Genomic DNA, 13,618 nt, shown 5'->3' with positions numbered 1-13,618 from the left:
TACCACCGTGTTTTTGGACTGTCAATAACAATTTAATCTTGCAGTGTCATTTCTTCGGATAATTCAGCCTCTGTTTCATCTTTTTGCGACGATTCCAGCTGACGGTAGCGTTGCATGCCTGTACCGGCTGGGACAAGTTTTCCGATAATGACGTTTTCTTTTAAGCCGACCAATTCGTCACGCTTGCCTTTAATGGCCGCATCGGTCAAGACGCGAGTTGTTTCTTGGAAAGATGCCGCTGACAGGAACGAGTCCGTTTCCAGCGATGCTTTCGTAATACCGAGCAAGACCGGCCGTCCGGTTGAAGGCCGTCCGTTTCGCAGGAGGATCTCCCGGTTGGCTTCATTAAATTGATGAATTTCCACCAGCGATCCCGGAAGAATATCTGTATCGCCGGAATCAATGACACGTACTTTCCGCATCATTTGACGAACCATCACTTCAACGTGTTTGTCGCCGATTTCAACACCTTGCATACGGTATACTTTTTGAACTTCTCTGAGAAGGTATTCCTGTACACCCATCACACCGGAAACTGCAAGCAGTTCTTTCGGATCGATTGACCCTTCTGTCAAGCTTTGTCCCGGAATGACGTCATCGCCTTCCGCTACTTTCAGGCGCGCTCCTTGAAGAGTCGTATACGTTCGGGTTTCAACCATTCCCTGAACAACGATCTCTTTTTTATCCGAAGCTTCTTTAATCTCAGAAACAGTGCCTTCAATTTCTGAAATAACCGCTTGACCTTTCGGGTTACGCGCTTCCACTACTTCTTGAATACGAGGGAGACCTTGTGTGATGTCATCCCCGGCAACTCCGCCGGTGTGGAACGTACGCATCGTCAGCTGCGTACCCGGTTCGCCGATCGATTGCGCGGCAATGATGCCGACAGCTTCGCCGACTTCAACTTCTTGCCCGGTTGCCAAGTTTCGGCCGTAACATTTTTTACAAGCGCCGTGTTCGGTATCACATGTAAAGACAGAACGGATCCGCACTTCTTCGATCCCGGCGTCTTCGATTGTCTTCGCCATTTCATCACCGATTTGCTCATTACGGTCAACGAGCAATTCGCCGGTTTCAGGATGGTAGATTTTTTGGAATGCCGTGCGTCCGACAAGACGGTCAAACAAGCTTTCAATGACTTCGTTGCCTTCTTTAATCGCTTGGACATCGAGGCCGCGGTCGGTTCCGCAATCATCTTCACGGACAATAACATCTTGCGCAACATCGACAAGACGGCGGGTTAAGTAACCCGAGTCCGCTGTTTTAAGCGCTGTGTCGGCGAGGCCTTTACGCGCCCCGTGTGTCGAAATAAAGTACTCGAGAACTGTCAATCCTTCACGGAAACTTGATTTGATCGGCAATTCGATGATGCGTCCGGACGGATTCGCCATCAGTCCGCGCATGCCGGCAAGCTGTGTGAAGTTTGATGCGTTACCCCGGGCACCGGAGTCGCTCATCATAAAGATCGGGTTGGTAATGTCCAACGTGCCGAGAAGCTTATCTTGAATGATATCTTTCGCTTCGCTCCACACTTCAATGACTTTATCATAGCGCTCTTCTTCCGTGATCAGACCGCGCTTAAACTGCTTCATGATCCGGTCGACTTTCGCCTCGGCATCGTCAAGAATGTCCTGCTTGTCGCTTAGAACAACAATGTCTGAAACACCGATTGTAATGCCGGCTTTTGTTGAATAATAGAAACCGAGATCTTTCATACGGTCGAGCATAACGGATGTTTCTGAAATCTTAAACTTCTTAAAGACTTCGGCAATGATATCGCCGAGGAAGCCTTTTTTAAACGGCGGAACAACTTCACGTTCAGCGAACAGGGCTTTGATATCCTCTGTCGGTTGAGCGAAGTATTTTTCCGGCGTTACTTCTTCAAGGTTTTCTCTCGTCGGTTCGTTAATATACGGGAACGAGTCCGGCAAAATTTCATTAAAAATGATTTTTCCGACAGAAGTCAGCAGTAAATGCCCGCTGTATTTTTTATCAAAATTCATCTTTCCGACAGAGTTTACCGGGACCGCGATTCGGCTGTGCAAGTGGGCGTACCCGTTTTGATAGGCAGTGAGCACTTCATTCGGGCCGTTGTAAACATTCCCTTCGCCGAGTGCGCCTTTTCGTTCGAGCGTCAAGTAATAGTTACCTAAAACCATATCTTGTGACGGTGTAACAACCGGTTTGCCGTCTTTCGGGTTCAAGATGTTTTGCGCAGCAAGCATCAGAATCCGCGACTCGGCTTGTGCTTCGGCAGAAAGCGGAACGTGAACCGCCATTTGGTCCCCGTCAAAGTCTGCGTTGTAAGCCGTACATACGAGCGGGTGAAGCTTAATCGCGCGGCCTTCAACCAACACGGGTTCAAATGCTTGAATACCGAGACGGTGAAGTGTCGGTGCACGGTTTAACAGCACCGGATGCTCGCGGATCACTTCTTCGAGCACATCCCATACTTCCGGCTGCACACGTTCGACTTTGCGCTTAGCGCTTTTTATATTGTGCGAGATTCCTCGGCTGACAAGTTCTTTCATCACAAACGGCTTGAACAGTTCGAGCGCCATCTCTTTCGGCAGACCGCACTGATACATTTTCAAGCTCGGGCCGACGACGATAACCGAACGCCCGGAATAGTCCACACGCTTACCGAGCAGGTTCTGACGGAAGCGGCCCTGCTTTCCTTTCAGCATGTGCGAAAGTGATTTCAGCGGCCGGTTCCCCGGTCCGGTGACCGGACGGCCCCGACGGCCGTTGTCGATCAGCGCATCGACAGCTTCTTGGAGCATACGCTTTTCATTTTGCACAATAATGTTCGGCGCGCCGAGATCCAAAAGCCGTTTTAGACGGTTGTTTCGGTTAATCACTCGGCGGTACAGGTCGTTCAAATCCGACGTTGCAAACCGCCCGCCGTCAAGCTGGACCATTGGGCGCAATTCCGGCGGAATAATCGGCAGTACATCCAAAACCATCCATGACGGATTGTTATCGGAATTACGGAATGCTTCCAACACTTCAAGGCGCTTAATCGCCCGCGTACGCCGCTGGCCTTGAGCCGTTTCCAACTCTTCTTTTAAATGGTTTGCTTCTTTATCTAAATCGATATTTTCGAGCAGTTTGCGGATACCTTCCGCACCCATTTCAGCAGAAAATGAACGGCCGTATTTATCGCGGTAATTACGGTATTCTTTTTCTGAGAGGAGCTGCTTTAATTCTAGCGGCGTGTCGCCCGGGTCGGTGACAATATAAGACGCGAAATAAATGACCTCTTCCAGCGACCGCGGGGACATGTCTAAAACAAGTCCCATGCGGCTCGGAATTCCTTTGAAATACCAGATGTGCGATACCGGTGCAGCAAGTTCGATGTGCCCCATCCGCTCGCGGCGAACTTTTGCACGTGTTACTTCTACACCGCAACGGTCACAGACAACGCCTTTGTAGCGAACGCGTTTGTATTTTCCGCAGTGGCATTCCCAATCTTTTGTCGGTCCGAAAATCCGTTCGCAAAACAGCCCGTCTTTTTCCGGTTTTAACGTCCGGTAATTGATCGTCTCCGGCTTCTTAACTTCCCCTCTTGACCAAGAGCGGATTTTATCCGACGAAGCGAGGCCGATTTTCATATACTCAAAATTATTTACATCTATCAAGGGGCCAACCTCCCTTTCAACATTCAAGTTCTCCCGTTACGCGTTCGTTCCTTCTTCCGGCTCCAAGTTTAACTGAAGCTTTTCGTTCGGCTGCTCTTCTTCTTCATCAATCTCGAGCATTTCAATTTCTTCATCGTTGCTCGAAAGCATCTTCACATCCATCCCTAAGCTTTGAAGCTCTTTAATCAGAACTTTAAATGATTCAGGGACGCCCGGCTCCGGCACATTCTCGCCTTTAACGATCGCCTCGTACGTTTTTACACGGCCGATCGTGTCATCCGATTTCACTGTAAGAATCTCTTGAAGTGTATACGCAGCGCCGTAAGCTTCCAAGGCCCAAACTTCCATCTCGCCAAAACGCTGTCCGCCGAATTGCGCTTTTCCGCCGAGCGGCTGTTGCGTGACAAGTGAGTAAGGCCCGGTCGAACGAGCATGCAGTTTATCGTCAACCATGTGTGCCAGCTTGATCATATAGCTGACTCCAACAGAGACACGGTTGTCAAATGCTTCGCCGGTTCGGCCGTCATACAGGACTGTCTTTCCATCTCGTGCCATTCCGGCTTCTTCAATCGTTTCCCATACGTCCTCTTCACGGGCGCCGTCAAATACCGGTGTTGAAATATGCATGCCGAGCTGCCGTGCAGCCATGCCCATATGAAGCTCAAGTACTTGGCCGATGTTCATTCGTGAAGGAACACCGAGCGGGTTCAACATAATATCGATCGGTGTGCCGTCCGGCATGAACGGCATATCTTCTTCAGGAAGAATTTTTGAAATAACACCCTTGTTTCCGTGGCGTCCGGCCATTTTATCGCCTTCGTTGATTTTTCGTTTCTGCACGATATAAACACGGACGAGCTGATTCACGCCCGGCGGCAATTCATCGCCGTCTTCACGGTTAAAGACTTTAACGTCTAATACGATGCCGTCTCCGCCGTGCGGTGCGCGCAACGATGTATCCCGGACTTCACGGGCTTTTTCGCCAAAGATAGCATGAAGCAAACGCTCTTCCGCTGTCTGCTCTGTCACACCTTTAGGCGTCACTTTGCCGACGAGAATGTCGCTGTCTTTCACCTCGGCGCCGACGCGGATAATTCCGCGCTCATCAAGGTTGCTGAGGGCATCTTCGCCGACATTTGGAATGTCGCGGGTGATCTCTTCGGGACCGAGTTTCGTATCTCGGGACTCTGATTCATACTCTTCGATGTGAATCGACGTATAAACATCGTCTTTAACGAGACGTTCACTGAGAATGATCGCATCCTCATAATTGTAGCCGTCCCACGTCATAAATCCGACAAGCACGTTCTGACCGAGCGCCATCTCGCCTTTTTCCATTGAGGAGCCGTCAGCAAGAATCTCGCCTTTTTCAACGACAATGCCTTCGCTGACAATTGGACGCTGATTATAGCAAGAACCTTGGTTGGAGCGCTCAAACTTCATAAAGTTGTAACGGCTGACATTGCCTTCAACTTCTTTACCGTCTACTTCTTCAAATTCACGCACATCTACAAATTTCGCGGTGACTTTTTCAACGCGTCCTTTGCGTTTGGCAACAACAGCTGCGCCCGAATCTTTAGCAGAAACGTATTCCATGCCTGTTCCGACTAGCGGGGAACGCGGTTCAATAAGCGGTACGGCCTGACGCTGCATGTTTGCACCCATAAGAGCGCGGTTGGAGTCGTCATTTTCTAAAAACGGAATACATGCCGTCGCAGCTGATACCACTTGCTTAGGAGAAACGTCCATGTAGTCAATCTGCTCGCGCGGAACGATGATGTTCTCGCCGCGGAACCGGGCGATAATATTCTCGTCCGTGAAGCTGCCGTCCTCATTAAGCTTGGCGTTTGCTTGCGCGACAATGTAATTGTCTTCTTCATCAGCGGTTAAATAATCAACTTGCTCCGACACGCAGCCCGTTTCGTGATCGACTTTCCGGTACGGTGTTTCGATGAAACCGAACGGATTCACTTTAGCGTAAGAGGAAAGCGAGTTAATCAGACCGATGTTCGGACCTTCCGGTGTTTCGATCGGACACATTCTTCCATAGTGAGAATAATGCACGTCGCGAACTTCAAAACCGGCGCGTTCGCGGGTTAATCCGCCGGGGCCGAGTGCAGACAGACGGCGTTTATGCGTCAGCTCAGCCAATGGGTTCGTTTGGTCCATAAACTGAGACAGCTGTGAACTGCCGAAAAACTCTTTGATCGATGCAATCACCGGGCGAATATTAATCAGCGCCTGCGGCGTGATCGTATTGGCATCTTGAATCGACATGCGTTCACGGACAACACGTTCCATTCTCGAAAGGCCGATGCGGAATTGGTTTTGCAGCAATTCCCCTACAGAGCGCAGACGGCGATTGCCTAAATGGTCAATGTCATCGGTATTGCCGACACCGTGAAGCAGATTAAAGAAATAGCTGATTGAAGAAATGATGTCTTGCGGCGTGATATTTTTCGTTTTCTCATCAATTTGGCCGTTAGAAATAACTTTGATGACGGTATCTTGTTCATTTTGATCCTGTGAATAAATTCGCACAGCCTGAAGATCGACATCTTCGTCATCAATGACTCCGCCGTGCAGGTTTACACGTTCAAAGCCGACATTATTCTCTAAATACGGGATGAGTTTATCTAACAGACGCCGGTCGATGACCGCACCGTCCTCGGCGATAATTTCCCCTGTTTCCGGGTCAACGAGCGTTTCAGCCAGAGTCTGATTGAACAGCCGGTTTTTAATATGAAGTTTTTTGTTCATTTTATAGCGTCCGACATTTGCCAGATCATAGCGTTTCGGATCAAAAAAACGTGATTCAAGCAGGCTTTTTGCGCTGTCAACCGTCGGCGGCTCCCCTGGACGGAGGCGCTCATAGATTTCCAGAAGCGCTTTTTCTGCCGAGTCGGTGTTATCTTTTTCCAACGTATTGCGCAAATATTCATCTTCTCCGAGCAGATCGATGATTTCCTGATCTGAACCGAAGCCAAGTGCGCGAAGAAGCACAGTCGCCGGGATTTTTCGTGTACGGTCAATCCGCACATAAACGACGTCCTTCGCGTCCGTTTCCAACTCTAGCCAAGCACCGCGATTTGGAATAACCGTTGCGGTATGACCTTTCTTGCCGTTTTTGTCTACTTTGTCATTAAAATAGACACTCGGTGAACGGACGAGCTGGGAAACAATAACACGCTCAGCTCCGTTAATAATAAACGTCCCTGTGTCGCTCATCAGCGGGAAGTCACCCATAAAGACTTCCTGCTCTTTCACTTCGCCGGTCTCCTTATTAATGAGACGGACTTTCACGCGAAGCGGAGCGGAATACGTCACGTCGCGTTCTTTTGATTCATCTACAGGGTATTTCGGCTCTCCTAATGAGTAATCAATAAACTCGAGAACGAGATTACCCGTAAAATCCTCAATCGGCGAAATATCTTGAAACATTTCGCGAATCCCCTCATCTAAAAACCATTGGTAGGAAGCTGTTTGAATCTCAATTAAATAAGGGAGTTCCATAGCTTCACTGATTCGGGCATAACTTCTTCTCTGGCGGTGGCGTCCATACTGAACTAGTTGACCTGTCAACTCATTCACCCCTCAAACCTATCGTATTTATCATCAAAAGACCGGGTTTTTTCACACCCGCTGCCTTTGACCGATCTTGATTTCCTTCTTTGCGAAAGCAAAGAAGATGAAGCAATTAATTCGTGGAAAATGAAAAGAAACAGAGGAATTTTGCTTTCGTTTAGAGAATAAAGAAAAAAGGGTTCATCGAGGAAAAGCGCCAAAGGTTGTTTCCTACAACTAAATGACGTTCTCGTTTATGCAAATCACCCTTTTTATATTTCTCTTCCATATTCTTCTTGTTTTTGAACTGTAAGATTCGCTGAGCGATTTTAGAGCATAATCGCCCTATTATCTTTTTTACAGTCATACGCATTAAATAACATTAACACAACCGACTCCCTCAGTCAATACGTGTCGCCCGGAATATTTGATAGCCTTTTTTCTTTGCCGCGAGCGTCACGGAAAAACCGAGTTCTTTCAGTTTATTTTCAGTAGATGGCGCGCCTTGCTTTTTCTGAATAACAACCCACAATTCTCCGCCGCGCCCGAGCAGTTCATAAGCTTTTTCATAAATCGCAAATACAGTATCTTTGCCGGCGCGAACAGGCGGATTCGTCACCACGGCTGCAAACGTCCTGTTTGCCGGAAAATCACGGATATCTTGACAGAGTATTTCACAATTATCGGCGCGGTTTTTGACGGCGTTTTCTCGCGCTAAGTCTGCAGACCGCTGATTGACATCGAGCATGACCCAGTCTCTTTCAGGGTAGAAAACAGCTAGCGAAATACCGATCGCCCCCCAGCCGCAGCCGATATCAAGTATCGGTCCGTCAACGGCCGGTTCTGCAAACGATTCAATTAAAACTTGTGTTCCAAAATCCAGACCTGCAGAAGCAAACACACCGCGATCAAGCATGAACGAAAACGGCTTCCCTCGAAGAGATATACGAATCTCGCGCCGCTTGCTGTCAATATTCGGATTATGGCTGTAATAATGATCACTCATAACGCACCCTCCTAAAACTTCGACAGATAGAAAGGACCCGCTTTGCTAAACAAAGCGGGTCCTTTTTGTATCACGTTATTATTTCAATTCTACTTTCGCACCTGCTTCTTCAAGCTGGCTCTTCATTGCTTCAGCATCTTCTTTTTCTACGCCTTCTTTAAGCGGCGCCGGAAGTGCATCGACAAGACCTTTTGCGTCTTTAAGACCGAGGCCGGTGATTTCGCGAACAACTTTGATTACGTTGATTTTAGAAGCGCCTGCGTCTTCAAGAACAACGTCGAATTCTGTTTGCTCTTCTTCAACTTCAGCCGGGCCGGCTGCTGCAACCGGTGCAGCGGCTGTAACGCCAAATTCTTCTTCAATTGCTTTTACAAGGTCGTTCAATTCCAAAACGGACATCTCTTTGATCGCATCAATAATTTCTTGTTGAGACATGATGATATTCCTCCTAATAATAATTTAAGCCGTCAGGCTGTTTGGTCGTATTTCAGTATTACGCGCTTTCTTCTTTCTGATCCGCAACGGCTTTTGTTGCGAGCGCCATGTTTCGGATCGGCGCTTGCAAGACGTTGAGGAACATCGACAAGAGGCCTTCTTGTGAAGGAATCTCTGCCAATTCTTTGATTTTTGCGAGGGATGTAACCTCTCCTTGAACAACGCCGCCTTTCAGCTCCAATGCGCTGTGCTCTTTTGCGAAATTATTCAATACTTTCGCCGGAGCCACAACATCGTCGTTGCTGAATGCAATTGCTGTCGGTCCAACAAGCAGTTCATCCAGTTCAGTCAAACCGGTTTTTTCTGTTGCACGGCGAACCATCGTGTTTTTGTAGACTTTGTAATCTACACCTGCTTCGCGCAATTGACGGCGAAGCTCGGAAACTTCCGCAACATCTAAGCCGCGGTAATCCACGATAATCGTCGATTGACTGTTTTGCAGTTTTGTTGTGATTTCGTCAACAACTTGCTGCTTTTGCTCAATCACTGCACTCATTCTGACACCTCCAATAAAATAAACTCGTACCTGCCGTATCAACTTACATCATAGACAAAATAATTGCCCCCATGCATATAGACATGGAGGCAGAATCGGCCGAAATAACTTCGGGGCGATAAACTACCTCGGCAGGACATTAAGCCATGCGGCACCTGCTGTCTACGGTACGGCGTATTTGATTCACGGATACGAGTATAACCCGTCCCGCAAGAGAAGTCAACTTACAGTTTAAATCCTGATACGTCTACTTTGATTCCTGGTCCCATCGTGGACGTAACGGAAACATTCTTCAAGTAAGTTCCTTTCGCTGCAGCCGGCTTTGCTTTCACGAGCGTATCAACAAGCGCGTTGAAGTTTTCAACGAGTTTCTCATCCTCAAATGAGAGCTTGCCGATCGGCGCGTGTACGTTACCGGACTTGTCAACGCGGTACTCTACTTTACCTGCTTTAATATCTTGAACAGCTTTTTCTACTTCAAATGTTACTGTGCCGGTTTTCGGGTTCGGCATCAGACCTTTTGGTCCAAGCACGCGTCCGAGCTTACCGACTTGCGCCATCATGTCCGGCGTTGCAACAACAACATCAAAGTCGAGCCATCCTTGCGTCACTTTATTGATCAGATCTTCTTCTCCGACAAAGTCAGCGCCGGCGTTTTCAGCTTCTGTCGCTTTCTCGCCTTTTGCAAACACAAGAACGCGCTGGGTTTTACCGGTTCCGTGCGGCAGAACCATCGCTCCGCGCAGCTGCTGATCTGCTTTCTTCGGGTCAATGCCGAGGCGCAATGCTACTTCCACTGTCTCATCGAAGTTTGCGATTGACGCGTCGCGCACGGTTTGAATTGCATCTTTTGCTGCATATACTTTATCACGGTCAATTTGCTTGACCGTATCTTCGTACTTTTTACCTCTTTTTGCCAATGTTGGTTCCTCCTTATTGTGGTTTTAGCGGTTAGACCTCCCACTAATAAAGGTTGCGACCCTGATTTCAACAGGCAAGGAGACCGTCCTTGTTCGCAACCTTCATTACATACACATGCAAATTAGTCTTCGATCGTGATACCCATGCTTCGGGCTGTACCCTCTACCATGCGCATCGCTGCTTCAACGTTCGCTGCGTTTAGGTCTGGCATTTTTGTTTCCGCGATTTCTTTTACTTGATCACGCTTCACCGTCGCAACTTTGTTGCGGTTCGGCTCACCCGATCCACCTTCGATTCCAGCAGCTTTCATCAGCAATACCGGAGCCGGCGGAGTTTTCGTGATAAATGTAAAAGAACGGTCTTCATAAACAGTGATTTCAACCGGAATGATCAGACCTGTCTGCTCCTGCGTTTGAGCGTTAAATTCTTTACAAAATCCCATGATATTAATACCAGCTTGACCGAGCGCCGGTCCGACCGGCGGTGCCGGATTCGCTTTACCAGCAGGGATTTGAAGTTTAACTACTTTAATGACCTTTTTAGCCACGCGACACACCTCCTTAAGTCCGTGATGTGGTACATCGAGCATACACATGCTCTCCCACTCATAAAACCTGCTTTGTGCAGGAAAAAACGTGAACATTTCGCTCACGTCCATTAACAACATTCAAATTTTATCACTTAGTCAAGTCATTGACAAGCGGTTTTTTTACGATTATTGAATTTTTTCTACTTGATGAAATTCGAGTTCTACCGGCGTTTCCCGGCCGAACATATTCACGTGTACTTTCAGCTTGCGTTTTTCCGCAAAAATATCCTCGACCGAACCGATGAAATCAGCGAACGGCCCTTCTTTCACTTTCACCGATTCTTTCAATTCGAATTCAACTTCGTGTTTCGGTTCTTTGACACCCATTTGCCTGAGCAGCGCATCAACTTCATCAGGAAGAAGGGGCGTCGGCTTCGAACCCGCGCCTGTAGAGCCGACAAAGCCGGTCACGCCAGGAGTATTGCGAACAACATACCAAGAATCATCGGTCATGACCATTTCGACAATTACGTAGCCCGGGAAGGTTTTTTTCGTAACTTGTTTCAATTTTCCGTTTTTCATTTCTGTTTCTTCTTCTACCGGCACAAAAACACGGAAAATTTTATCGGTCATTCCCATCGATTCCACGCGCTTTTCCAAGTTTACTTTTACTTTGTTTTCATATCCGGAGTATGTGTGTACTACATAAAAATTTTTATCCATGTTGATCAGGACGCTTCCGTCCTTCCCTCCTCTAAATCGAGCAATTTTTTCCGGTTCTTCTTAATTTGTGATCAAGTCGATGACTGTTGAAATGCCCAGATCACTGATGGCGAAGAAAACTGCTATAAACGCCACTGTCAATACAACAACGACGGTATAACGGCTTAATTCACGGCGTGTCGGCCATGTGACCCGTTTCATCTCGGCCGCTACGTCTTTTAAAAACTGTATCGGCTTTTTTTTCGATGATTCTTCTGCCATTCGTTCCACCTCCGGCTTACTTTGTTTCCCGATGCACGCTATGCTGCCCGCAAGTTTTGCAGTACTTTTTTATTGCTAACCGTTCAGCGTTCGCTGCAGCGGTTTTAACCGTCGAATAATTTCTTGCATGACACCGTTCGCAGGCAAGGGCAATTTTTTGCGGCATGTCTATTCTCCTCTGCACCTTACGCTCTATACATACTAAATCAAAGTACCACAGTCGTGCGGCATGTGTCAATCAGATCTGATTGCCGGAAAATCCCTGTCACAAAAAGAAAAAAGCAGGCTGCGCCTGCTTTAGAGCGTTGACAAAGTCATGAATTCGATCGATGTCATATTAAAAGGAACGGATGACGACGCATCCTTCTTTGAATCGAGTGTATGCATAATAAAGGAAGCCGCGCATCCACTCCTCCGACGCCTCCGGGAAAGCAAGAGACGAAGATCCGGATTCGGCGGCCTCATGCCGGCGAATCCTAGCTGAGTCCTTGCCCGGGGCAAGCGGAGGGCAGTGGCTTCGTGGCTTACGTCAAAATAATAATTTGTTTACAATCTGAAAGCAGGCGCAGCCTGCTTTTCACGGAAGTTTCACCGACTTGATTTCTTCACGGTCCTCGAGTTTTCGCTTGACCCGCTGCAAGGCATTATCGATCGATTTCACATGCCGGTTCAGCTCATCGGACATTTCTTGATACGTGCGCCCTTCTAAGTAAAGCATCAACGCTTTTTGTTCTAAATCCGATAAAAGCTCTTCCATCGTTGTTTGCACATCGTTATATTCTTCTTGGTTAATGAGCAGATGCTCCGGTTCGAGTTCGCTGTTGCCAACAATCACATCCAGCAAGGTCCGCTCTGATTCTTCATCATAAATCGGTTTATCAAGCGATACGTAGGAGTTGAGGGGAATGTGCTTTTGCCGTGTCGCCGTCTTGATCGCCGTAATAATTTGCCGGGTAATACACAGCTCTGCAAATGCGCGGAAAGACGCTTTTTTGCCGCCTTGAAAATCACGGATTGCTTTGTAAAGACCGATCATCCCTTCTTGAACGATATCTTCATGGTCCGCTCCGATCAGAAAATACGAGCGTGCCTTTGCCCGTACAAAGTTTTTGTATTTCGTGATCAAAAATTCAAGAGCAGACGTATCACCGTTCCGCGCGTACTGAACCAACTCTTCATCCTCCGCGCCTTTAAACTGCGTTTGCCGTTGATGTTCGATGAGGTTCAAAGCCACAACCATCCCTCCGACCTGTCGTTTTCTCCATCTGGAAACAAGCGTGTATGTTTCAATTTCCGGACAGGTGAAAAACATAATTTATAGAAAAGGCCGGCTTCTCACCACGAAACAGCAGGTTTTGCTGCCCTTCTTTTAAAGCCGGCGTTTCATATTGCTTTTCGGTTGCTAAATTGAATTGTTAACGGTTTCTGTAACGCTATTATACCGAAACGAACAGCGGCACGTCAATATCTGTCATTTGCGGCGCCTCATCTGTTCAAGCCGTTCAGCTACTTCTTTCGCTATCGGCAGACGCGTCCGCGCCTTTTGTTTATTCGACTGCTCAACATCTTTGGAAATATGCTCTTCGATTTGTTCCATTTCCGTCCGCAGTTCGCGCGCTGATTTTCGATACGCACCGCTGGCAAAAATCACCCGCTGTTCAACAAAATCGGACGTGGCCACATAAATTTGTTTATCGACTCTTTTCAGATCGTTGACGAGCTTCTCAATTCGTTCATCCGCGGTTTCTTTTTCACGGGTATAGATGATTTCAATCGCAAAGTTGCGGTATTTTTTACCGAGGCCCGGCACCATATGCGCATCAAAAATGACCATCACTTCGGTTCCTGTATAAGCCTGGTACTCTGCCAGCCGCTCAATCAGCATGTCACGGGCGCCTTCAAGGTCAGCTTGCTGCAGTTCTTTTAATTCGGGCCAGTCACCGATGATATTATAACCATCTACAAGCAGTATACGGCGCATA

At 47.7% G+C, this 13,618-nt stretch carries 12 protein-coding genes and 1 other annotated feature; all 12 genes read right to left on the bottom strand.

The genetic code is table 11. The annotated features are described in order from the left end of the window. Window positions 1-32 precede the first annotated feature (32 nt). On the bottom strand, window positions 33-3,641 hold the full coding sequence (gene rpoC / locus EDD67_RS09670) for a DNA-directed RNA polymerase subunit beta' (RefSeq protein ID WP_121439873.1): 3,609 nt from the start codon (window positions 3,639-3,641) through the stop codon (window positions 33-35). A 36-nt stretch (window positions 3,642-3,677) separates the two neighbouring features. Further along, window positions 3,678-7,223, bottom strand: a complete 3,546-nt coding sequence (rpoB, locus tag EDD67_RS09665; protein ID WP_121439872.1) for a DNA-directed RNA polymerase subunit beta — start codon at window positions 7,221-7,223, stop codon at window positions 3,678-3,680. A gap of 382 nt (window positions 7,224-7,605) precedes the next feature. After that, a complete protein-coding gene (locus tag EDD67_RS09660; RefSeq protein ID WP_121439871.1) occupies window positions 7,606-8,211 on the bottom strand; it encodes a class I SAM-dependent methyltransferase in 606 nt (201 codons plus the stop codon). A 78-nt stretch (window positions 8,212-8,289) separates the two neighbouring features. Next, window positions 8,290-8,646 carry a 50S ribosomal protein L7/L12 gene (gene rplL, locus EDD67_RS09655; protein WP_093073180.1) on the bottom strand — a complete coding sequence of 119 codons (357 nt, stop codon included), beginning with the start codon at window positions 8,644-8,646 and terminating at the stop codon, window positions 8,290-8,292. A gap of 58 nt (window positions 8,647-8,704) precedes the next feature. Then, a complete protein-coding gene (gene rplJ, locus EDD67_RS09650; RefSeq protein WP_093073181.1) occupies window positions 8,705-9,202 on the bottom strand; it encodes a 50S ribosomal protein L10 in 498 nt (165 codons plus the stop codon). 50 nt (window positions 9,203-9,252) lie between these two features. Then, window positions 9,253-9,388, bottom strand: a sequence feature (ribosomal protein L10 leader region). 38 nt (window positions 9,389-9,426) lie between these two features. Beyond that, entirely contained in the window at window positions 9,427-10,122 is a 696-nt protein-coding gene (rplA, locus tag EDD67_RS09645) for a 50S ribosomal protein L1 (RefSeq protein WP_093073182.1), read from the bottom strand. Window positions 10,123-10,244: 122 nt separating this feature from the next. After that, the gene (rplK, locus tag EDD67_RS09640) at window positions 10,245-10,670 is read right to left on the bottom strand and encodes a 50S ribosomal protein L11 (protein WP_143057145.1); all 426 of its coding nucleotides are present in this window, start codon (window positions 10,668-10,670) and stop codon (window positions 10,245-10,247) included. A 168-nt stretch (window positions 10,671-10,838) separates the two neighbouring features. After that, window positions 10,839-11,375 carry a transcription termination/antitermination protein NusG gene (nusG, locus tag EDD67_RS09635; protein ID WP_093073184.1) on the bottom strand — a complete coding sequence of 179 codons (537 nt, stop codon included), beginning with the start codon at window positions 11,373-11,375 and terminating at the stop codon, window positions 10,839-10,841. A 60-nt stretch (window positions 11,376-11,435) separates the two neighbouring features. Then, window positions 11,436-11,636 carry a preprotein translocase subunit SecE gene (gene secE / locus EDD67_RS09630; protein ID WP_093073185.1) on the bottom strand — a complete coding sequence of 67 codons (201 nt, stop codon included), beginning with the start codon at window positions 11,634-11,636 and terminating at the stop codon, window positions 11,436-11,438. Between the two features lie 16 nt (window positions 11,637-11,652). Continuing rightward, window positions 11,653-11,802: a 50S ribosomal protein L33 gene (rpmG, locus tag EDD67_RS09625; protein ID WP_093073186.1), complete on the bottom strand. Its 150-nt coding sequence runs from the start codon at window positions 11,800-11,802 to the stop codon at window positions 11,653-11,655. A 411-nt stretch (window positions 11,803-12,213) separates the two neighbouring features. Beyond that, window positions 12,214-12,864: an RNA polymerase sporulation sigma factor SigH gene (sigH, locus tag EDD67_RS09620; RefSeq protein ID WP_371859262.1), complete on the bottom strand. Its 651-nt coding sequence runs from the start codon at window positions 12,862-12,864 to the stop codon at window positions 12,214-12,216. Between the two features lie 243 nt (window positions 12,865-13,107). Continuing rightward, window positions 13,108-13,617, bottom strand: a complete 510-nt coding sequence (locus tag EDD67_RS09615) for an NYN domain-containing protein (protein WP_121439868.1) — start codon at window positions 13,615-13,617, stop codon at window positions 13,108-13,110. Window position 13,618: the final 1 nt, after the last annotated feature.

The sequence above is a fragment of the Salisediminibacterium halotolerans genome, from assembly GCF_003814815.1.
GTDB lineage: Bacteria > Bacillota > Bacilli > Bacillales > Salisediminibacteriaceae > Salisediminibacterium > Salisediminibacterium halotolerans.
The sequence above is the reverse complement of the archived record's forward strand: the minus strand, read 5'-3'. Positions and strand labels throughout refer to the sequence as shown.

Excerpts from the sequence above, each read along its gene's own strand:
- EDD67_RS09660 (WP_121439871.1), bottom strand. The coding sequence starts at position 8,211 with ATGAGTGATCATTATTACAGCCATAATCCGAATATTGACAGCAAGCGG.
- rplL (WP_093073180.1), bottom strand. The coding sequence starts at position 8,646 with ATGTCTCAACAAGAAATTATTGATGCGATCAAAGAGATGTCCGTTTTG.
- rplJ (WP_093073181.1), bottom strand. The coding sequence starts at position 9,202 with ATGAGTGCAGTGATTGAGCAAAAGCAGCAAGTTGTTGACGAAATCACA.
- nusG (WP_093073184.1), bottom strand. The coding sequence starts at position 11,375 with ATGGATAAAAATTTTTATGTAGTACACACATACTCCGGATATGAAAAC.
- secE (WP_093073185.1), bottom strand. The coding sequence starts at position 11,636 with ATGGCAGAAGAATCATCGAAAAAAAAGCCGATACAGTTTTTAAAAGAC.
- rpmG (WP_093073186.1), bottom strand. The coding sequence starts at position 11,802 with ATGCCGCAAAAAATTGCCCTTGCCTGCGAACGGTGTCATGCAAGAAAT.
- EDD67_RS09615 (WP_121439868.1), bottom strand. The coding sequence starts at position 13,617 with ATGCGCCGTATACTGCTTGTAGATGGTTATAATATCATCGGTGACTGG.